The 21,290-nt window shown below is 57.1% G+C and carries 20 protein-coding genes and 1 tRNA gene; 13 read left to right on the forward strand and 8 right to left on the reverse strand.

The features are described 5' to 3' along the window. The first annotated feature begins 518 nt into the window (after positions 1-518). The 4 genes from ACR0L9_RS14065 to ACR0L9_RS14080 all read left to right on the forward strand — a co-directional run bounded on the left by ACR0L9_RS14065 (position 519) and on the right by ACR0L9_RS14080 (position 4,412). The gene (locus tag ACR0L9_RS14065; protein ID WP_480895901.1) at positions 519-1,268 is read left to right on the forward strand and encodes a 5-oxoprolinase subunit B family protein; all 750 of its coding nucleotides are present in this window, start codon (positions 519-521) and stop codon (positions 1,266-1,268) included. Continuing rightward, positions 1,265-2,260, forward strand: a complete 996-nt coding sequence (locus ACR0L9_RS14070) for a 5-oxoprolinase subunit C family protein (protein ID WP_170627314.1) — start codon at positions 1,265-1,267, stop codon at positions 2,258-2,260. Before ACR0L9_RS14065 ends, ACR0L9_RS14070 begins: the two co-directional genes overlap by 4 nt. Before the next feature lie 12 nt (positions 2,261-2,272). Further along, entirely contained in the window at positions 2,273-3,034 is a 762-nt protein-coding gene (locus ACR0L9_RS14075) for a 5-oxoprolinase subunit PxpA (RefSeq protein ID WP_170396054.1), read from the forward strand. 130 nt (positions 3,035-3,164) lie between these two features. Beyond that, positions 3,165-4,412: a hypothetical protein gene (locus ACR0L9_RS14080; protein ID WP_480895902.1), complete on the forward strand. Its 1,248-nt coding sequence runs from the start codon at positions 3,165-3,167 to the stop codon at positions 4,410-4,412. A gap of 66 nt (positions 4,413-4,478) precedes the next feature. On the opposite strand, the gene ACR0L9_RS14085 is transcribed toward ACR0L9_RS14080, so the two are convergent. Continuing rightward, positions 4,479-5,849 carry a D-alanyl-D-alanine carboxypeptidase family protein gene (locus ACR0L9_RS14085; protein WP_170396050.1) on the reverse strand — a complete coding sequence of 457 codons (1,371 nt, stop codon included), beginning with the start codon at positions 5,847-5,849 and terminating at the stop codon, positions 4,479-4,481. A gap of 281 nt (positions 5,850-6,130) precedes the next feature. Continuing rightward, positions 6,131-6,832: an HAD family hydrolase gene (locus ACR0L9_RS14090; RefSeq protein ID WP_480895903.1), complete on the reverse strand. Its 702-nt coding sequence runs from the start codon at positions 6,830-6,832 to the stop codon at positions 6,131-6,133. 94 nt (positions 6,833-6,926) lie between these two features. Between ACR0L9_RS14090 and clpS the strand changes: the two genes are divergently transcribed. The 4 genes from clpS to hemF are packed head-to-tail and all read left to right on the forward strand — an operon-like array spanning position 6,927 to position 9,968. Next, a complete protein-coding gene (gene clpS / locus ACR0L9_RS14095) occupies positions 6,927-7,268 on the forward strand; it encodes an ATP-dependent Clp protease adapter ClpS (protein WP_170396046.1) in 342 nt (113 codons plus the stop codon). A gap of 9 nt (positions 7,269-7,277) precedes the next feature. Continuing rightward, positions 7,278-8,240 carry a class I SAM-dependent methyltransferase gene (locus ACR0L9_RS14100; protein ID WP_480895904.1) on the forward strand — a complete coding sequence of 321 codons (963 nt, stop codon included), beginning with the start codon at positions 7,278-7,280 and terminating at the stop codon, positions 8,238-8,240. A 37-nt stretch (positions 8,241-8,277) separates the two neighbouring features. Beyond that, complete coding sequence (locus tag ACR0L9_RS14105) at positions 8,278-9,078, forward strand: SDR family NAD(P)-dependent oxidoreductase (RefSeq protein ID WP_170408883.1); 801 nt, start codon at positions 8,278-8,280, stop codon at positions 9,076-9,078. A 5-nt stretch (positions 9,079-9,083) separates the two neighbouring features. Beyond that, a complete protein-coding gene (gene hemF, locus ACR0L9_RS14110) occupies positions 9,084-9,968 on the forward strand; it encodes an oxygen-dependent coproporphyrinogen oxidase (RefSeq protein ID WP_170423893.1) in 885 nt (294 codons plus the stop codon). Between the two features lie 3 nt (positions 9,969-9,971). On the opposite strand, the gene ACR0L9_RS14115 is transcribed toward hemF, so the two are convergent. Beyond that, a complete protein-coding gene (locus ACR0L9_RS14115; protein WP_170396038.1) occupies positions 9,972-10,388 on the reverse strand; it encodes a hypothetical protein in 417 nt (138 codons plus the stop codon). A 188-nt stretch (positions 10,389-10,576) separates the two neighbouring features. Between ACR0L9_RS14115 and ACR0L9_RS14120 the strand changes: the two genes are divergently transcribed. Beyond that, positions 10,577-11,089 (forward strand): toxin-activating lysine-acyltransferase, encoded by a 513-nt coding sequence (locus ACR0L9_RS14120; RefSeq protein WP_170408881.1) that lies wholly within the window; start codon positions 10,577-10,579, stop codon positions 11,087-11,089. After that, entirely contained in the window at positions 11,086-12,009 is a 924-nt protein-coding gene (locus ACR0L9_RS14125; protein WP_480895905.1) for a Hint domain-containing protein, read from the forward strand. The genes ACR0L9_RS14120 and ACR0L9_RS14125 overlap by 4 nt, the downstream gene beginning before the upstream one ends. A 3-nt stretch (positions 12,010-12,012) precedes the next feature. On the opposite strand, the gene modC is transcribed toward ACR0L9_RS14125, so the two are convergent. The 3 genes from modC to modA are packed head-to-tail and all read right to left on the reverse strand — an operon-like array spanning position 12,013 to position 14,562. Beyond that, positions 12,013-13,104, reverse strand: coding sequence for a molybdenum ABC transporter ATP-binding protein (gene modC, locus ACR0L9_RS14130; protein ID WP_170396032.1), 1,092 nt, complete (start codon positions 13,102-13,104; stop codon positions 12,013-12,015). Next, the gene (gene modB / locus ACR0L9_RS14135; protein ID WP_170423885.1) at positions 13,101-13,793 is read right to left on the reverse strand and encodes a molybdate ABC transporter permease subunit; all 693 of its coding nucleotides are present in this window, start codon (positions 13,791-13,793) and stop codon (positions 13,101-13,103) included. The genes modC and modB overlap by 4 nt, the downstream gene beginning before the upstream one ends. A gap of 4 nt (positions 13,794-13,797) precedes the next feature. After that, complete coding sequence (gene modA / locus ACR0L9_RS14140; protein WP_480895906.1) at positions 13,798-14,562, reverse strand: molybdate ABC transporter substrate-binding protein; 765 nt, start codon at positions 14,560-14,562, stop codon at positions 13,798-13,800. Between the two features lie 408 nt (positions 14,563-14,970). Between modA and ACR0L9_RS14145 the strand changes: the two genes are divergently transcribed. Both ACR0L9_RS14145 and ACR0L9_RS14150 read left to right on the forward strand, forming a co-directional pair. Next, positions 14,971-15,046: transfer RNA gene (locus ACR0L9_RS14145), tRNA-Val, on the forward strand. Between the two features lie 89 nt (positions 15,047-15,135). Continuing rightward, positions 15,136-16,701, forward strand: a complete 1,566-nt coding sequence (locus tag ACR0L9_RS14150) for a DUF6538 domain-containing protein (protein ID WP_480895907.1) — start codon at positions 15,136-15,138, stop codon at positions 16,699-16,701. 306 nt (positions 16,702-17,007) lie between these two features. On the opposite strand, the gene ACR0L9_RS14155 is transcribed toward ACR0L9_RS14150, so the two are convergent. Together ACR0L9_RS14155 and ACR0L9_RS14160 are read right to left on the reverse strand one after the other, a co-directional pair. After that, positions 17,008-19,380 (reverse strand): 1-deoxy-D-xylulose-5-phosphate synthase N-terminal domain-containing protein, encoded by a 2,373-nt coding sequence (locus ACR0L9_RS14155; protein ID WP_480895908.1) that lies wholly within the window; start codon positions 19,378-19,380, stop codon positions 17,008-17,010. Between the two features lie 14 nt (positions 19,381-19,394). Next, positions 19,395-20,594: a methionine gamma-lyase gene (locus tag ACR0L9_RS14160; protein WP_480895909.1), complete on the reverse strand. Its 1,200-nt coding sequence runs from the start codon at positions 20,592-20,594 to the stop codon at positions 19,395-19,397. A gap of 115 nt (positions 20,595-20,709) precedes the next feature. On the opposite strand from ACR0L9_RS14160, the gene ACR0L9_RS14165 reads away from it, so the two are divergent. Beyond that, entirely contained in the window at positions 20,710-21,165 is a 456-nt protein-coding gene (locus ACR0L9_RS14165; protein WP_170554944.1) for an Lrp/AsnC family transcriptional regulator, read from the forward strand. Positions 21,166-21,290 lie beyond the last annotated feature (125 nt).

Raw genomic sequence — 21,290 nt, forward strand, 5'->3', positions numbered from 1 at the left:
CAAAAACCAGACCATAACGCCAATCTCTCAGCGCCACCGCCCAATCAAAAACCTCAGATGCCCCCAGTCTCTCCCGAGCGTCTCCGCAGCTTCCACCGCGTCCCAGCACCTCAGCAGCGCCGGTGAAGGGCGTTCTATGCCTTACGCATTCAACGCGCAAGTGGAAAATTCAAGAATATCGCAAAAAACTTCAAATTCATTTTTTATACAATAATTTCTAATAGTTGAGTGGAACTCACCTCATGGAAATCGGCGAAAATCATCCTTCAAGCACATCAGATATACCTCCTAGGTTTCAGTGCTTGTTGGTTCAAACCCAACATATAGTGAGAACATTACAGTCACCCACAAGACTATACCGACTCGACGGCAATCAGCGATTCATTTCCAATCCCGGAATCGCGCCCGATATCGGCTCCGCCAGGCGCAATGCAAGTTGGTCTTACAGGGCCTTGCGCATTGTCTATGGATAGGCTCAGGTCTTTTCAAAGCAAACCCGATACGCCTGTGACCTTGATATGACGAATGACATTAAGTTTCCCTTGCTGCGAACCGTTGGATTTGACGGTCTGTTGGTGACCTTTGCGCAAACCATGTCCGAGCCGTCGAACCGCGCCGCCCTGGCGTTTCGGGGCGCAGTCGAGGCGCAGCAGATTGACGGCGTGCTTGAGACTTCGGCCTCGCTGGCATCTGCATTTATAAGGTTTGATCCATTAAGCCTGTCGCATCGGGACATCGAAGAGTTGCTGCGGGCTATGCTGGTCAGTCGCGATTGGTACGCTGCACCTTTGCCTGCGGGGCGACGATTCTGGAAAGTGCCGACGGTCTACGGTTCCGATCTCGCGCCACAGCTAGAAAACGCGGCATTGGCAGCAGGGTTGTCACCAGCGGACGCCATTGATCGTCTCAGCCAATCGCGTGTGCGGGTTTTAACCATCGGATTTGCGCCGGGCCAACCTTATCTCGGGCCACTCGGACCCGAATTCAACATTCCACGCCTGAAAGAGCTGACGCCGATGGTACCTGAAGGGGCGTTGGTTTTGGCAATTTCGCAATTTGTCCTGTTCTCGGGGCCAACCCCAACTGGATGGCGTCATGTTGGACAAACCGCGTTTCGTTGCTTTCGTCCGGACATGGAGCAAAGTTTTGCCCTCAACCCCGGTGATGAGATGCAGTTCATCTCAGTCTCGCGCGAAGAGCTTGAGGATATCCGTACAACCTGCACTGATGGCTCTGGTGGTGCGAGTTGCGAGGAGATCACGACATGACGCTGATCGTCCATCGCATCGGCCCAGCTTGCACGGTTCAGGATCAAGGGCGCACCGGGTATCTGGATCAAGGCCTGTCGCGTTCGGGTGCCGCAGATATAGTTGCGCTTTATGAAGGGGCCGCGTTGCTTGGTAACACTCCAACGAGCGCCGCCCTCGAAATGGCGGGGATGGGTGGTGAGTTTGAGGCAACCGCACCAACCGCCATCGCGCTGACCGGCGCACCGATGCAGGCCAGTATCGATGGCAGCCCCGTCTTGTGGAATGCCTCGCATCAGATGGAGGCTGGGCAGCGGCTGGTAGTCGGGTCGGTGCTGCAGGGCAGTTACGGGTATCTGAATCTGGGTGGCGGGATCGGGACCGACATGACTCTGGGCTCACGCGCGGCCCATCTGACCGCAAGGATCGGGCGCGCCGTTCAAGCGGGTGATCACCTGCCTTCGACGGAAACCGGCAAGACCGGCCTGAAACTGCGTTCGGAGGATCGGTTTTCGGGTGGGACGTTGCGGGTTGTGGCCAGCTTTCAAACCGCACTGTTCGATGACGAGACGCTGGCACGGTTTACGCAAACGACATTCCGCCGCGGTGCCCGAGCCAACCGGATGGGCATGCAGCTGGATAGCGACGGTAACGGCTTCGCGGCAAAGGGTCAGTTGAACATACTGTCCGAAGTCATAACTCCCGGCGATATACAGATGACCGGCACCGGTGCGCCCTTCATCCTACTGCCCGAGTGCCAGACCACCGGAGGTTACCCGCGCATCGCAACCGTTCTGCCCTGTGATCTGCCCCGTGCTGCACAGACCCCGGCGGGAGGCGAGGTGCGCTTCGAATTCGTAACACTGGAACAAGCCATCGCGCTGCAAGCCGCATTTAAGGCCGACCTTGCCCGCCTGCCCGCCCGTGTTGAACCCTTGGTCCGCGATCCGCATGACATCCCGGACCTCCTGTCCTACCAACTGATCAGCGGAATGATCTCTGCCACCGAATAAGGAGTTATTGCGATGCCGAGCGTCGATCTGAATGCCGATATGGGCGAAAGCTTTGGCCCGTGGAAGATGGGTGATGATGAAAGCCTTCTGAAGATCATCACCTCGGCCAATATTGCCTGTGGCTTTCATGCGGGTGACCCTGATGTGATGGCCAAGACCATGGCTCTGGCAGCCCAGAACGGTGTGGGCATCGGTGCGCATCCCGGTTTTCCTGATCTGCAGGGATTTGGGCGTCGAAACATGAAAGTGCCCCATGACAGTTTGCGCAATCTGGTGCGTTATCAGCTTGGATCGGCAATCGGTATGGCCAAGGCGGTGGGCACCGAAGTACGTCACCTGAAATTGCACGGGGCGCTGGCCAACATGTGTTCGGTCGATATCGATATGGCACGGGCCTGTTATCAGGGTGCATTGGACGTGGACCCGGACATCATCATCATGGTGCTGGCGGTCACCAAACAAGAAGAAGCGGTGCGCGAGCTGGGCTGCAAATGGGTGGGCGAGATTTTTGCCGACCGTGCCTATAACGACGATGGCACTTTGGTGGATCGGTCACTGCCGGGAGCCGTGATCCACGACCCTGCACTGGCCGGACCACGTATTCTGGAAATGGTGAAGGAAGGTGCCATCATCACCGAATCCGGCAAACGCCTTGAGACCTCAATCGATACGATCTGCCTGCATGGTGATGGCCCGACGGCAGTTCAGATCGCGCACTCGGTGCGCGAGAACCTGATCGCGGGCGGAGTCGAGGTCACAAAATTCATCCGTTAGTTACAACAACGTAACTTTGGCACCCCTTCTCCAAACTGTTGCCCATGCAGGCCTTAGCGCCTAGCATGCATGGCAAGTGCATGATCTGACTACCACAAATCCAAGCAACGCGCCGCAAGGAGGTGAGCCTATGTCTTTTGATCTGATGTCCTACCAGCCAAGGGGCGACAAGAAGAACTCGGACTTCTTCACCGAATATCTTCCCAGGATTTACGAGCGCCGCATCAGCTCGGGCATTGCGGATCAAGTCGGTGCGATGCGGGCCATTGTCATTCAGGTCGAGACAGATGCGCTGTTTGACACGCTGGTCGAGCTTTATGTGATGACCCCCTATCGCCACACCGCCAGCTATTTGGGACAGACACACAAGTTCTCGGTGATGCATTCACATGCCGATTATCCGGCGCTGATCCTGATGGCTCCGCTCAGCCCGGCATTCGAGGATTTCATCCCGCGCATCAACCGCATGTACCCGCTGGCACGCGGCAAGCCGCAGACGCGTTATGTGGGTGAGATTTACGGCGCCACCGATCTGAAGGTTCTGACCGGAACGCTGGAGGATCAGAATATTCGGTTCGAATATTCTGGGGACACCGAAAACCCGTTCTACACGCTGGAAGGATACCGCTTCACAACGCCGTCGGATTTCACCTGCAATCGCGTCGGCTATTCCACGCATGATTTCAACGACACAGACAGTCTGGGGCTGGGTGATCGCGTATTGCTGAGCGACGCAGAACAAGCCAAGCTGGATCAGGCAGCAGCCTTTGGGGCCGACAGCAAAATCGCACCCCTGATGCTGGGGATCGACCATCTGGCGACGCGCATTCTGGCCGGAGAACGTGAGGATGCGATCCTCGAATTTCTGACCATGGTCCCCTATTACTTCTGGGGCGCTTACAACATCTTCGACATGAATTCGTCGACCAATGTGAACCGCAACGCCAATGTGGATGACGACAAGAAATCCCCGGCCAAGGTCTTTACTGCAAACAATACGCCGTCGTTCGTGAACTCTTTCGAGCAATTGCCGATGCCGACCGAGGATTTCGTGCGCAATTTCGGGCGCCGTTTGCACCACATGGCGGTTGAAATCCAAGACGGCGATCACGGGGCTGGCGAGAAGAATGTCGATTTCGTGGTCAACACGCTCAAAGACAAGGGCGTTCCGTTTCTGGCCCATGTGGTGGGTGAGTGCAAAGATGATCCGAACCTGAAACAGATCTTCTCAAAACACTCGAAACACACGCTGCTGATCACCGAATATATCGAACGCTGCCATCACTATGACGGCTTCTTCACCAAGGATAACGTGGCCGCCCTGACCGCTGCGGCCGGACAGGACGAACAGTACCAGCACGGCCACGTCTTCGATTGATTTACCATAAAAAATGGGCTGCGAGGTCATCGCAGCCCAGGCCCATCCAGGAGAGAATGCCGGGTCTTATGACGGCCCGATCATGAAACACGTGACATTGCGCGCCTGTAACCGACGACAGGCCAGATCAGCCTGTTCGCGGGTCATACCCTGAAATGTCGCGTCAAACCCACGCGAGCTTTGGTTCACCTTACGCAAAGTGCCTTCCAAAGTGGTCATTTCCGACAGCGCAGTTTTCAACAGAACCTTCTCGGCCTCATACCGTGTGGTGTAGCGGCCAACATTGACGCCCCAAAGGTGACCGCCGGAAGTGGACAAGCGGGTCACAACTTCGGGTTCAGGCTCGGGTTGTTTGGCCGGTTCGACCGAGGCCAGCACCACGTTTTCGGAAGGCTTGGCGCCATCCGACGGTGCTATGTCTGCTGCTGCAATCGCAGCAGCGATACCGTCCTGAATCCGGGTGTTGTCTTTTTCAGCCGTTGCGGCGACCGACCCCGCGACCTGAACCGTTTCGCTCGCCACCGGGCGCAACACCGGGCGCAGGCTCTTTTTCGGCGGGCCCGCTTGGGCGACCACTTGTGCACTACCCAGACCTGCATTCCCTGCATAGGCCGGGCGGGCGGGCTTACGGATTGGCGCACGCGAGGGGGCACGGCGGAAACCCATATCCAAAAGCTCGGCCACCCGGGCGTTGCGCGATGCACCTGATTTGCCACCGAAGACGGTCGCGATGATACGTTCATCTTTGCGCTTGGCCGAAGCAACCAGATTAAACCCTGCAGCGCGGGTATAGCCGGTCTTGATCCCATCGGCGCCCCGATAGGCTGCCAAAAGGCGGCGGTTGGTGTTCGGTACAGTCTTGATCCCGGCATTCGTCGATTGGCGCGAGAACAAGTTGTAGTACTGCGGGTAATCATACAGCAGGTGACGGCCCAGCGTGGTCATATCCCGCGCGGTCGACAAATGCCCCGACTCGGTCAGACCATGGGCATTCTTGAAGGTGGTCCGGCTCATCCCCATCGCCTTGGCGGTGCGGGTCATGCGACGAGCAAACGCCGCCTCGGACCCGCTGAGGGCGATGCCGATCGCGGTTGCCGCGTCGTTGGCGGATTTCACCGCCGCCGCCCGGATCAGATAGCGAAACGCGATTCGCTGCCCAGTGCGCAAACCCAGCTTCGAGGGCGGCTCAGCCGCTGCAGCCTTGGTGATGCGCACCTGAGTGTCCAACGTGATCTCACCATTCCGCACGGCCTCAAACGCAATATACAGCGTCATCATCTTGGTCAGAGATGCCGGATGCAACCGCGTGTCGGCATTGCGGGAATGCAGCACTTCTCCGGTGCGTGCGTCGATCACCATGGCCGCGTAAGGGGCCGCCATGCCCTGAAGTGGTGCAAATGAAAGCAGCCACAGAAATGCTATAAGTAATAAGCCCATTCGGGCCGGAACTGTCCGCCGAATCTGCACGATCTTTGCCTCTGTCTGCCTCGCGCCGCCGGGTTTTCCCGGTCAGCAATTTTTATTTTGATATTCTTCAGGCTAACACAGGGATGGGTTTAAAGAAACTGAAAGCTGCGTTTGAGTGGATCATATACACAATCAGATTCACGCTACATATGGTGTTTCATGCGCGCCCGAACACCATACCGGCGATTGTGCCGAATTTCAGGCAAGCCGTGTCATCGAATTTTTTGTGACTGATGTCAAACGGCAACAGGTCAGGAAATCTGATCAATCAAAGCTGAAAGATCACCCAAATCCTTCAACTCGCGGAACCGTGGGTTGGAAGTTGGGACCTCGGCCTGCTCGACCTCCCATACCAACCCGTGCGGGACATGCACGCCCCAGCACCCGGCTTCGATTGGGGCCACCACGTCAGAACGCATCGAGTTTCCGATCATCATCGAAGCGTCGGGTCCATCACCGTATTGGTCAAAAATCATCGCATAGGTCGCCGCCGTTTTTTCGCTCACGATCTCGACGCCATCGAACAGCTCACCCAATCCGGATTGCGCCAGCTTGCGCTCCTGGTCGATCAGGTCGCCCTTGGTGATCAGCAGAACCTTATGCGTCTTGGCCACCGCCTCGATGGCCTCGCGCGCATGGGGGAGCAGTTCGATGGGATGTGCCAGCATCTCCTGCCCCGCTTCAACAAGTTGGCGGATGACGCGCGCCGGTACGCGATCTTGCGTCACCTCAATCGCTGTCTCGATCATCGACAGGGTAAAGCCCTTGATGCCATACCCATAGTGCTGGATGTTGCGCTTTTCGGCGGCAAGTAGACGTTCCATCAGGTGATCGTGATCGGCGTGATCGGCCAGCAATTCGGCAAAATATGCCTGAGTCAGCTGGAAGAAACGCTCGTTATGCCAAAGGGTATCGTCTGCATCGAACCCGATTGTTGTCAGCTTGTCCCGCATCGCATTTCCGTCCGGTTGCTCTTTTCTCTGGCCACCGTGACGTTATATAAGCCGGGAAACAATTCGTAGTGTTAATCGAGATTCTCTTACAGCAATGCGCAAACACCAGTGGATCATGTCTGAAAAGGACGACGAAGACGACGACACGTCGGTCCTGGTGCAAACGCGCCCCAAGACCAAGCGGCCGCCGCTGTATAAGGTGCTGTTGCTGAATGACGATTATACACCGATGGAGTTCGTAGTGCATGTGCTGGAACGGTTCTTCGGCATGACCCATGCGCAAGCGTTTGAAATAATGCTGACCGTCCACAAGAAAGGTGTCGCCGTGGTTGGCGTGTTCAGCCATGAGATTGCCGAGACCAAGGTCGGGCAAGTCATGGATTTTGCGCGCAGGCATCAGCACCCGCTGCAATGCACCATGGAACGCGAAGAATAACGCACGGCCATGTCCTCTCGCCTTGATCTAGCCCTGAACAGCGGGCTCAGCCTGTCGCAACCGCTGACTGTCTTGGCGCCCACCCCTGACCACGATTTGTCGGACCTTCCGCGCGAGGCGCAGATGGTGCAACCGTTCAAACCATTCCACGATCACTTTGCCACGCAGGGCTTTGTCGCAACGCCCAATAGTGACGCGCCTTGCCAGGATGCGGTCGTGTTTCTACCGCGCGCCAAGGCGCTGGCCCGGGCGCTGATCCATCAGGCCTGCAGCCGCGCCAGCGGGGTCATTGTGGTGGACGGGGCCAAAACCGATGGCGTCGACAGTTTGCTGAAAGACATCCGCAAGCGGGTCGCGATCGAGGGCCCAATCTCGAAGGCACATGGCAAGATTTTCTGGTTTCAGTCTGATGCGGACGCCTTTGCCGACTGGGCTGCGCCTGAAAACCAAATGGTTGACGGCTTCCATACCGCGCCCGGTGTGTTTTCCGCCGATGGTATCGATCCTGCCTCGGCCCTGCTGCTGAAGTCTCTGCCAACCAAGCGCGGCACGCGCATCGCTGATCTGGGTGCAGGTTGGGGCTTTCTGTCCGCCATGCTGATCGACGACACCTTGCGCAGCCTGCATCTGGTTGAGGCCGACCACACCGCCCTTACTTGTGCCCGCGCCAACGTCACCGACCCCCGTGCGCAGTTCCACTGGGCCGACGCCACCAAATGGAGCGCGCCCGAGCCGCTGGACATGGTGATCATGAATCCGCCCTTTCACACTTCGCGCAGCGCCGACCCGACATTGGGCCAGGGCTTTATCACCAGTGCTGCACGCAACCTCACCCGCAACGGTCACCTCTGGATGGTTGCAAATCGCCACCTGCCTTACGAGGCCACGCTGGCCGAGGCTTTCGACCGTGTTGACGAAGTGGCAGGAGACAACCGCTTCAAGGTGTTCCATGCCTCTCGCCCTCGGGGCTGAGGCCCGCTAACCTTCGCCAGAACTCAGGAGGATTCGCATGTCCTTTTCCATCGCGGGCAAGACCGCAATCGTTACCGGGGGTGCCAACGGCATCGGACTGGCCATCGGACGGCACTTTGCCGATGCAGGCGCCAATGTCATGTTCGCCGATATGGATGAAAAGCGCCTGTCCGATGAGCTGGGCGAACAGGCGGATGACAGCAACATCCGTTATTTCGCCGGTGACCTGCGTGAAAAGCTGACCATCGCCAATCTGCTTTCGGCCACGCTGGATGCGTTTGATCAGGTTGATATCCTGATCAATGGTGCACGGCAGGTGATCCCGTCGGACCCGCTGGACACCGATGACGATTCCGTGCGCACATTGCTGAACCAGAACCTGATGCCTGCGCTGCGACTGAGCCAACTAGTGGCTAAGCGATTTATCAAACAGGCTGATGGAGACGATGAGAACCCTGCCGGGTCAATCATCAACCTGTCCTCGATTGCCGCACGCCGCACCCATCCCGATCTGATGGCCTATTCCGTTTCGACCGCTGCGCTGGATCAGATGACCCGTTCGTTGGCGGTTGCACTTGCGCCCAGCCGCATTCGCGTAAACTCCATCGCGCTGGGATCGGTCATGAGCGCCTCATTGCAGTCAACGCTGAAAGAAAACCGAGATTTCCGGGACGACATCGAAAAACATACTCCGCTTTCCCGGATTGCCGCTCCGAACGAACTGGTCGAAACCGCGCAATTTCTCGCGTCGGACGCTGCGGGCTTCATGACAGGCCAAATTCTAACCATTGACGGAGGCCGCACCCTGCTGGACCCTGTCGCAGCCCCGGCCCACTGATCCCAATGTTCGATAAAGAAAAAGCCACCGCCTCTGCCTGGTTCCGCCAGTTGCGAGATGACATCGTAACCGCCTTCGAAGCGTTGGAAGACAGCCACACCTCAGGCCCCTTCTCGGATTCTCAGCCGGGAAGGTTCGAAGTCAAAGAAACTAAACGGCAGTCTGACGATGGCTCCGACGCGGGCGGCGGGCTGATGTCGGTGATGCGCGGGGGCCGCGTGTTCGAGAAGGTGGGCGTTAATGTCTCAACCGTCTTTGGTACGCTGGGTGAGCGCGCGCAAAACGCGATGGCCGCGCGCAAGGGTATTCCGGGGATGAAGGACGACCCCCGGTTCTGGGCTTCGGGCATCAGCCTTGTGGCCCATATGCAGAACCCGCATGTGCCTGCGGTCCATATGAACACCCGGATGTTCTGGACCCCACATGCCTGGTGGTTCGGCGGCGGCTCCGACCTGAATCCCTGCATCGAATATGACGACGACACCGCCCATTTCCACGCCACCCAAAAAGCGCATCTCGACCCGCACGGACCCGGCCACTACCCGCGCCTCAAAGATTGGGCTGACGAGTATTTTTATATCCCCCACCGAAAGCGCGCTCGGGGTGTCGGCGGGATCTTCATGGATGACTATTGCACCGGCGACTGGCAGGCGGATTTTGCGCTGACTCAGGACATCGGTCGCGCCTTCCTGCCCGCCTTTCTGCCTCTGGTCGAAAAACGCCGGGTGCAAAGCTTTGACGACGCGGACAAAAACACCCAGCTGGTGCATCGTGGGCTCTATGCCGAATACAATCTGGTCTATGACCGGGGCACCAAGTTTGGTCTGGAAACCGGGCACGACCCTGATGCTGTTCTGATGAGTCTGCCGCCCTTGGCCAAATGGGTCTGACCGCTAAAACCCCATATCGATGGAATTATCAAAGCAGTAGTTTTGCGCCGAAGCGGCGGACAGGTTCTCACCCACCCTGTTGACGGTCAAAGAATATCCCGGATTGGTATCCGCACCGGGCGGTGGGGTTAGCGAAAACTGCACTGTGCGAACACCTTTCTCGTAAGCTTTGGAAACATAAATCCGCTGCGAGTTTGAAACTCCCAATGTGCGAACTGCATAATCACCAATTCCACACCAATAGGTGACCGCGGCCGAGGATCCACCGACAGGCTTCACTTCGTAGGTTCCATCCTTTAGCGGCGTGATCTGGGTTCTGAACTGCGGTCTAAGTTTATAGCCAAAACCAACGCCCTGAGACTGCGCAATGGTGGGGGCCAGTATGATGGCTGTCAAAGAGAGGCATGTAAGAAAACGCATATAAAACACCCTATGAAAAACGCGATCACGGCTGAGACGACGTGGGACCAACCAGCCTATACGAATCAATATAGTCAAACCGGGCCTCAGGTCTAACTCAACCCGTAACACATCAGCTTGAGTGAAAATTCTTTCTTTGAATATGTGGTGCGCTATGATCTCAGCATCAGCAGTTTCCAGAGTGGCCCGTGGAAAAGTCATTTCCCAAAGACTGGTTCGATCTTTCCGGTGAAAAATACGCCGACTTCGGTGCGTTATTTTATCTGGCTGCCCTGACCAAAACGCATCGTAACCGCAGTTTGGCACAGGTTCTCTATGCGTTCGAAACGCCGCTAAGATTGGGCCAGTATCACATCTTCCGCCAAAACGGCTTTCCGCGCGGATTCGTGACATTTGCCGGTCTCAGCCCGGAAGCCGAATATCGCTATGCGGTGAAGGAAGAGCCGCTGAGAGATGTCGATTTCGCCAGTGGCTCATCCTTCTGGATCATCGATATGGTGGCACCCTTCGGCCAAACTCGTCAGATCGTCGACATGCTGAAACGGGACATCCCGCACCCACGCGTGCGCACCAATCGTCTCAGCAGCGACCTATCCACAAAACGTATCGTCGAATGGACACGCGATGACCAGCAACAGGTGCATATGCGCCTTTACCGGGATGCCGAATTTGCCAGAACGCTTGAGCAGGAAAACGGATGACTTCGGTTGTAACCATATCGGGCGATATCACGGGCGACGTGACCGGCTTTCCTCCTAATGTTGCTTCGGGTGACCTCGATGTCACCGCAACATCGGATTTCGGAACCTTCACCGGGGCCACCTGGGCAATCTCCGATCAACCGGATTTCGGCACCGCCTCAATAGATGCGAACGGTACATGGACCTATACCGTCGACCCGGCCTTCTTCGATAGCCTTGATGACGGAGTGATCCAGTTAGACTCGTTCGAGGTGACGGTCACCGCTAATTTCGCCAATGGTTTCTTCACCTTCAGTGGAACCCAGACCCAGATCATTGATATCACTATCGAAGGCGTATGCTTTACCGCAGGTACTCTGATTGAAACGGCGGAAGGCCAGCGCGCCATTGAGACCCTGAACGTGGATGACGACGTGTTGACTGCCGATCACGGAATACAGCCGATCCGCTGGATCGAAAGCAGCACCATGTCGCCCGAGCGGTTGCGCGCAAATCCTGCGATGCGCCCGGTGCGTGTGACCGCAGGCAGTCTGGGACCCGGTGTTCCATCCCGCGATTTGCTGGTGTCTCAACAGCATCGCCTCCTGATCCGCGGCCCCAAGGTCGAGATGCTGTTTGGCGCGCCCGAAGTGTTGGTCGCCGCCAAACATCTGTGCTCGTGGCCGGGAATAGATATTGATACCGGTGATGAGCCGGTCGAATACCTGCATATCCTGCTGGACAGGCACGAGATTTTAATTGCCGAAGGGGCTCAGGCCGAAAGCCTGTTTCTGGGTGAAGAAACCCTCCACACGCTGTCTTCTGACGCGCTGCAGGAACTCGCCGAGATATTCCCCGAGCGCGCCTCGGACGAACATATCGGCTTCGGCCTTGCTGCGCGGCTGATCCTGCGCGAACATGAGGCGCGTGCGCTTGCCTAGGTCCTAGACAACCCGCCCCCCGACATCCTGCGGAGCCAGCGCGACGGTCTTGATCACCGCATAGCATGTACTGCCTTGCTGCAAACCCAGCGCCGCGACCGAGCGTCGGGTCACGCGCGCCAGCACAACACCCGCAGTTGTTTTGACTGACACGATTGCACCGGGACCCTCGCCTGCCCGGATCGCTTCGACCTGCCCCGACAACACATTCAAGGCTGAAAGACCCTCGGGTGGTCTATTGGACAGGATCACCTCTTGCGCCGGAATACGAATACGCAGCTCTTCGCCGATTTGATGGGCAATCCGAGGCAGGTAAAGACGTGCGCCGCCGGCATCAAGTTCGGACAGGCCATCGTCGTGATGCGCCGTAACACGGACCCGCAGAACGGCCCCCACCGCGCGCACGCCTGCAGGGGCCACGGATGGGTCCGACAGAACATCGGACGCGGGACCATGCCGCACGACACGTCCGTCCTGCAGCGCGACCACGGACGTTGCAAGCCGGGCAACCTCGGCCGCCGAATGGGTCACATAGAGTATCGGGACTGATACCTCGTCCCGCAACCGTTCGAAATAGGGCAGGATTTCGGCCTTGCGCGCGTCGTCGAGCGCGGCCAGAGGCTCATCCGCCAGAATCAGTCGCGGGCTGGCCAGCAGGGCGCGGCCAATGGCGACGCGCTGTTTCTCACCCCCCGATAGCATGGCTGGGCGGCGGTCCAGCAGATGGCCAACACCCAACATCTCGATCACCCGATCCGGGTTTTCGCGTCGTGCCCCGCGCGGTGCAAACCAGCGACCATAATTCAGGTTCTGGCGTACGGTCAGATGCGGGAACAGACGGCCTTCCTGAAAGATATAGCCCAAGCGCCGTCTATGTGGCGGCAGCCACGCACCGCGATCCGTGTCGAACAACACCCAATCGCCAACCGCGACCCGCCCGGCCTCGGGTCTCAGTAGCCCCGCGACTGCATTCACCACCGTCGTCTTTCCCGAACCAGAACGCCCAAACAGAACCGTTACACCGGAAGGTGCGTCGAAATCGAGGTCCAGCTTCATCCCGGGCAACTGGTGTTGCAGGCGGACGGACAGGCTCATGATCCGGCCACGCGTTTGGCCACACGACGGCCCACATATTCCGACAGCAAAAGCGCGCCCATGGCGACGATGATCGAGATGATCACCAACCGTGTCGCCGCCGCCTCACCCCCTGGAACCTGCAAGAACGCATAGACTGCCGAGGGCAACGTCTGCGTCTGACCGGGTATGTTCGAAACAAAGGTGATCGTGGCCCCGAACTCTCCCATCGCCTTGGCAAACGCCAGGATCGCGCCCGCAATGACCCCAGGCAGGATCATTGGCAGCGTCACCGTTCCAAAGACCAGCAGACGCGACGCCCCCAAAGTGGCGCCTGCCTGTTCCAGTTTTGGGTCTACTGCCTCGATCGACAGCCGGATCGCGCGCACCATCAGCGGAAAAGCCATGATCCCGGCAGCCAGCGCAGCGCCAGTCCATCGGAAAGCAAAAACGATCCCAAGCTCGGCCAAAGGCGCGCCCAACGGCCCCTGAATCCCAAAGGTCAGCAGCAGCAGATAGCCGGTCACCACCGGCGGCAGGATCAGAGGCAGATGAACCAGACCATTCAGCAACTGGCGCCCCGGAAACCGCCAGCGCGCAAGCGCATAGGCAATGAAAATCCCAAAGGGCAACGTGATCAGCGTTGCCCAGAACGATACGCGCAGCGACAGGCGCAATGCCTCCATCTCTGCCGGGCCCAACCATCCCATCGTACTAACCTTCGGGCAGGGAGAACCCCTGCCTCACAAATTCGGCCCGTGCGGAATTGCCTTGCAAATAGGTCAAAAGCGCGTGCGCCGTAGGTTCTGCAGTAGAAGTCAGGGCTGCTGGATACACAATTTTCGGGTGGATATCTGCCGGGATGACTCCGATGACCCCGACCCGCTCATCAGCCACAGCGTCCGAGCGATAGACGATCCCCAAAGGCGCCGCCCCCGTCGCAACCAGCGCCAGCGCGGCGCGTACATTATCCGTCTGGGCGATCTGGTCCTGAACATCGCCCCAAAGTCCCAGACCCTGTAACGCGGCCTTGCCATAGATGCCCGCAGGCACCGCATCGACCAAAGCCATGGCCAGATACCCACTGCCTAGACGGGTGCTCAGGTCAAACCCCGCCTCAATCTCGGCCGTGTCAGCCCCCGGCGCACCAATCAAAACCAGCCCGTTACCCAGCAACTCAATACGTGAAGCGGTATCGATCAGGCCCTTATCCTGCAGCACGTCCATCCAATCCTCGTTGGCGGAAATGAACAGATCGGCGGGCGCCCCCGCTTGTATCTGCCGCGCCAGCACCGAGGAGGCCGCGTACGACACCGTCACCTCTTGCCCGGTCTCAGCCTCATAACTTCTGGCAATCACGTCCAGTGCGGTCTTGAGGCTGGCGGCGGCAAAAACCAGCACGCCCTCGGCCCGAACCGGGGCAGCGAGTATCGCGCAGAAGGCCAAAGCTGCGATCAGACTGCGACAGGCGCCCGTCATTCTTTGCCTCCGGATCAGAGGGTTGCAATCCCTCTGGGCATATCGGAGGCAACACGTGGCAGGCAAGGCCCTTTGGCCTTACAACCAAAGCTACGGCCCATATTGAACTCAGAATTCGGTGGAAAACGAGAATCGCCCAACCCAAGATCAATATGCTGTCGCGCTTCTCTAAAACCGAAAACTCCCGAGGTAGAGCGCTCAATCGCTAAACAACGTGTCTGATCCGCCTCGTCTGAACAGCGATATTCGCATTTCGCTATTCAACCACGATATGACACACGAGTTTGCTCGATTGGTAACCGCGCCCAGTTGCCTAAACGCTGATCTGAAACCTTGCGCAATTTTGCAAAAGAAATTGTGCCATACCCTCTTGCACCCACGCACGGGCTTAGCTACATGAGCCCTCACGGGTGATTAGCTCAGTTGGTAGAGCGCTTCGTTTACACCGAAGATGTCGGGAGTTCGAGTCTCTCATCACCCACCATCCTAACCTTTTGAAACAAAAGAAAACCCTTGCAAACAGGGCGTTATGTCCGTTTGAAGGTTACAACTTTGGTTACAAAAGGTGTTTCCATGGCAGGTAAGATTCGTCACCTCGTCAACCGTTCCGGGCGGTATCATGCACGTGTTGTGGTTCCGAAAGACCTGCGCGGAATCATCGGGAAGACCGAGCTACGCATCGCTCTGGGTGGTGACTACCGCGAAGCGCTCAAACTTTTGCCGGGCGCAGTTACGCAGATTCAGCATCAGATCGCGGTGGCAGAGCAAAAGGCGAACCCAAACCGACCACCAAACGCCCCTGCCCGCTTCCCTCTAACACCGGGTCAGATCGCACACAGCCACTATCACCAGCGCATGGCCTTTGATGATCAACTCAGAAATGATCCACGCTATTCTGCTGTCGGCATTGATGACCTACTGGTTGACCGCTTGCGCGCTGCCATAGCCGGGAATGCCAATGACGCTGAACTAGGCGAACTGGTCGGCGCACAGATTGAACGCTTCCGGGCTGCTGGCAATGTGGATGCGGCACCGGGTAGCACCGAATGGCGAGCGATAGCCCGTGCCCTTTGCCAAGCAGAGCTTGAGGCCCTTGCGCGCTCCCTAGAGCGCGATGAGGGTGATTTTACGGGCACACCCACAGCGCCAATCATTGTGAACGCACAGCCTCCGGAAAACGCCCCTACGCCGGTCAGCATCAAACAGCTCTGGAAGGACTACGTTGCGCACCGCCAGCAAGCCGGATTCATGCGGTCTGGCACAGGTCGACAACAGCCGGTCATCGATAAGTTGGTCAAATACCTAAAGCACAACGACGCAGCACGAGTAACAAAGAAAAACCTGCTGGCGTGGCGTGATCACCTGATGCGTGACTTGTCGGCCAAGACGGTTAGCGATGTGTATCTCTCAACCATCCGGTCACTATTTTCGTGGGCAGTCGAGAATGAATTCCTGGATGAGAATCCGGCAGCCAACGTGCGGCAGGCAAAACCTAAAAAACAACACGCTCGGGAACGTGGATATGTAGATCCCGAGGCAAACAAGGTCTTGAATGCAAGCCGATCCTACCAACCCAACGAAGATGAGCGCGGCTATATCAGGGAGAAATCACACCTGGTTGCCGCCAAACGGTGGGCACCATTAATATGCGCCTTCACTGGCGCGCGCGTCTCAGAGATTACTCAGCTCCGCAAAGAAGACGTGCGCAAGATCGATGAGCATTGGGTTATTCGGATTACGCCCGACGCCGGTTCAGTTAAGACAGGTGGATATCGTGACGCTCCGCTGCATCCCCAAATCATAAGCGAAGGCTTCATTGACTTTGTTGAAGCCCATGAAACCGGCCCAATGTTCCACGGCGGCACGAAACAAGAGGACTATTCACGCAAGGCGAAGCGTATCGCTAATCAGTTGGCAGCATGGCTGAGCAAGTCCGGGCTTACACCAGAAGGGTTGTTGCCTAACCATGCGTGGCGGCACCGTTTCAAAACGCAGTGCCGCGAACTTAGTATCTCAGATCGCGTTGTTGATGCCATTCAGGGCCATGCCGGGAAAACGGCGGGTGACGATTACGGCGACGTGACGTTGAAAACCAAGATCGACGCAATCAACAGACTACCTCACTACATATTGAAGTAGCTCATGCGAGATTTCTCGTTGCAGTCTAGCCAGTTACACGGCGCTCTCGCGCGCCTTTTTTATTGGTCAGAGTGAGAGGATTCGAACCTCCGACCCCTGCCTCCCGAAGATCGGTGCAGAGGACCAACTTATTGATTTTTAATCAAAGGAACCCTGTTTTTTGAGCGTCGCCTCCAATTAAACCAGCCAAGTTCAGGTCCGGCAGATTCATTGAACCCAAGAGCACTGTCTACATTGGCCGAAAGTTATCTTGGTCTATGATCAGTGCTAGTTTGCTTTCTATATTTTTGCCCAGATCCAGCCCACTTATGCACTGTGAAGAGTCCTGCCATGAGTCAGGCCACTCACTTTTTCCAGGATAGCGTCTGCGTCGATGCAGTGATGGCGATATAGATCGCCGATCGTTCCGGTCTGACCAAAATGCTCGACGCCCATGGGAATAGTCTGATGCCCTAGCACTGCCCCGAGCCAGGATAGAGTCGCAGGATGACCATCGATAACAGTGACAAGCTTGCAGTGTGGCGGAAGGTCGGACATCAGGGTCTCGATGTGAGAGCGTGCCGCTTGGTTGCCGCGCGAACGCGCTCGTTGAGCGGCGGTCCATCCAGCATTCAGGCGATCTGCGGATGTCACGGCCAATACACCTATGTCGCGACGGCCTTCACCAATCATACCGGCAGCCTTGATTGCCTCCGGCGCGACTGCTCCTTGATAGGCGACTACAACTTCGCAATTGGATCCGGGTTTTCGTAACCAATAGGCTCCATCAATGGCACCTTGGCGGAACTCGTCGTCGACACGTTTGCCGGGCTGTTCAATCGGGTTGGTGGTCAGGCGCAGGTAAACAGACCCGCCGGTTTCATCGCGCAGCCATGTGCGCTCATCGGGCTGCCCTTCGCCGTCGCGCTGCATGTAGTCAAATGCCCATTCCATGATCACCGCCAGTTCGTCGGCAAAGGCGGGTTCAAAAGCGGCCAGACCATCCTGGCTCATCCCGATCAGCGGTGTGCCAACAGATTGGTGTGCTCCACCTTCGGGTGCGAGTGTGACACCCGATGGTGTGCCAACCAGCATGAAGCGCGCGTCCTGATAACAGGCGTAGTTTAGCGCATCGAGACCGCGGCTGACAAATGGATCATAGACGGTGCCAATTGGGATCAGCCTCTTACCGAACAGGGAATGCGACAGACCCGCCGCTCCCAGAAGCAACATGAGGTTCATTTCGGCGATACCAAGCTCGATATGCTGCCCTTCCGGCGTGAATTCCCATTTCGCCGTCGAAGGAATCCGGTGTTCTATAAAGGCGTCGGATTGTTCGGATCGGGCAAAGAGCTTGCGCCGGTTCACCCAAGGACCAAGGCTTGTCGTGCCTGTCACATCTGGGGAGGTCGTCACTATGCGTTCAGCCAATGGGCTGTCGCCCTTTGATAGATCGTCTAGGATCTTGCCAAACGCCATCTGGGTCGAGATTTCGCGACTGGTGTCGATTTCGATTGGCGGCACATCCAATTTGTCATCAAAATAGCGGCGCGGACCTTTGGCAAAGAACGGGGTGCTGGCCAAAAAACCTTCGAATGCGTCTGGATCTTGCACCGTCGCGAGGGGCTCCCATTCTTCGCCCTTCGGCACACCCATATGCGACTGCCATGCGGCGAACTGGCTGTTGTTCATCAGCCCGCCGTGATTGTCCTTGTGGCCTGCAATAGGGGTGCCCCATCCTTTGACTGTGTAGGCCAGGAAACATGTTGGGCGATCATGATCGATGGCGGCAAATGTCTGGGCCATGGTCTCGACGCAGTTGCCGCCCAGGTTTTCCATAAGGGCCGCGAGCTCTGCATCCGTGCGCCGCTCGATCAGAGCGGTCACATCCCCCTGATCCCCCAGATCGTCCATGAGGCGCTGTCGCCAATTCGCACCACCCATGAAAGTTAAAGCGGAGTAATCCTGGTTGGGGCAAGCATCGATCCAGTCGCGCAGTCGGTCGCCGCCGGGCTCTTCAAAGGCCGCGCGTTGAAGAACCCCATATTTGACACGAACGACATCCCAGCTGAACGCATCGAAGATTTTCTCGATCCGTTCAAACAGTCCTTCCCGGACGATACCGTCCAGAGACTGCCGGTTGTAATCGATGATCCACCACGTGTTTCGCAGGTCGTTTTTCCAGCCTTCTTGCAACGCCTCATAGACGTTGCCTTCATCCAGCTCGGCATCGCCTACCAGGGCCACCATGCGCCCCATCGGGGCGTCTGTCCCCCAGCTTTTGGCCTTGATATAATCCTGAATGATCGAGGCAAACGAGGTGATCGCGACGCCTAAACCCACAGACCCGGTCGAGAAATCAACATCGTCAATGTCCTTGGTCCGGCTGGGATAACTTTGCACACCGCCAAATCCGCGGAAATTCTCCATCTTCTCGCGTGTCTGATTACCCATGAGATACTGCATCGCATGAAACACCGGCGACGCATGCGGTTTTACTGCAACCCGGTCGTCAGGGCGTAAGGCTGAGAAGTAGAGCGCGGTCATGATCGATACCATCGACGCAGACGAAGCCTGATGGCCACCGATTTTGATCCCATCCACCTTTGGTCGGACATGGTTGGCATGGTGGATCATCCAATGAGACAACCACAGCAGGCGCTGTTCGACGATCTTTAGTTGGGTGGGATCAATGTGCATGGTGGTCTCCGGGTTTAGGCGGCGCTGCGAGCAGGGTAGGGCAAAGCCTGCTCTAGGTCTGCAAGGATATCTTCGACATCCTCCAGCCCGACGGACAGGCGGATCAGGCCATCGCTGATCCCATGCTCGGCCCGTTCTTCCGGCGTATATGTCGAATGGGTCATCGATGCCGGGTGCTGGATCAGTGTTTCCGCGTCGCCCAACGACACTGCACGCTGGATCATGTGCAGGCGGTTCATGAAATCAATCCCACCGGACAGGCCGGACTTGATTTCAAACGCTATCATAGCACCGGGTTGGGACATCTGGCGATGTGCGACATCATGCTGGGCGAAACTCTCAAGCCCGGGGAAATAAACCTCGCCGACGGCGGGGTGCGCTTCGAGGAATTCCGCGACGACCTTGGCGGACGCACAGTGGCGATCCAAACGCAGGTTCAGTGTCTTCAGACCACGCAGGATCAGCATCGCGTTGAAAGGGGCCATTACCGCTCCGGTCATGTCCTTCATCCCAACAAGGCGGATTTCAGCAATCTGTTCGGCGGTTCCTACCACCAGACCGGCCACCACATCCCCGTGTCCGCCGAGATATTTGGTAGCGGAGTGCAGAACGATATCTGCACCATGCTCGATCGGGCGGGTTAGATACGGGCTGGCATAAGTGTTGTCGACGACGACTGTTGCGCCGACCGAATGCGCAATTGCGGCGCTTGCGGAGATGTCCACCAAGCGCATGTTCGGATTGGCCGGAGTTTCGAAATAGACAACGCGGGTTTTGTCAGAAACGGCCGCTTTCAGGTTCTCAGGGTCTGTCATGTCGACATGTGTGATCGTGACACCCCATTTTGCCAAACCGTGGCGCATAAAGGCGAAGGTGCAGCCATAGAGCGTTTTGTCCACGATGACTTCGTCACCTGGCGACAGCAGGGTCCAAAGCACTGCCGTGATCGCCCCCATGCCGCTTGAGAGAGCTAGCCCGGCCTCGGCCCCCTCAAGCACGGCAATACGCTGTTCAAGAAGGTCGCATGTGGGGTTCGAAATGCGGCTGTAGATATGACCTTCACGCTCGCCCGCGAACATCTCTCCACCAGCCTCTGCGGTTTCGAAGGTAAATGTGGACGTCAAATGCAAGGGTGGCGTCAGCGCACCGTCATTTTCCAGAGGGTTGTAAGCGTGGTGAATGGCGCGGGTGGCAAATCCGGTTGGACGAGTCATTAGAAGCTCCTGAATCATGCTGAAGCTAGTTTGCGCCTTTACTTTGGGCTAATGGTTGCGAAATATACCAACATGAGTAGCAATATTGGCATTTTCTGCTAAGAAAGAGGGTGAAATGGACGCTAAGGACAGGCAGATCATTCGAGCGCTACAGCGGGACGGGCGCATGACGAACCAAGATCTTGCTGACGAGGTGAACCTGTCTCCCTCACCGTGTTTGCGCCGGGTCAAAAACCTTGAAGCCAACGGAGTGATAAAGGGATACAGCGCCGACGTAGACGCTGCCGCGTATGGGATGGCCATTACCGTTTTCGTGCGTATCAGGTTGGAACGACACAACGAAACGGACGTTCAGAACTTCGAGAAACGCGTTCGGATGATCGATGAAGTTCTTGAATGCCACGTGCTGACCGGGGCAATGGACTACCAATTGCGGGTTTTGGTATCGGATCTCGAGGCCTACGAGGAATTTATTCGTCACCGAATTCATCCGATCGGTGGGATAGCCTCGATCGATACCAGCTTTGTCTATGGAACAGTAAAAAAGACCGCCGTTTTTCCGCCCGGATAGATAGACCGACTCAGAATGAGTTGTTCCCAACTGGCTAAACACTTTAGCTCGCTGATTTCTTCCCGCCACAACTCCCATTGTCAGCATCGCTATAGAGAAGACATGCAGCACGTGCTGCGTCACTT

The organism is Ruegeria sp. I3, assembly GCF_056532525.1.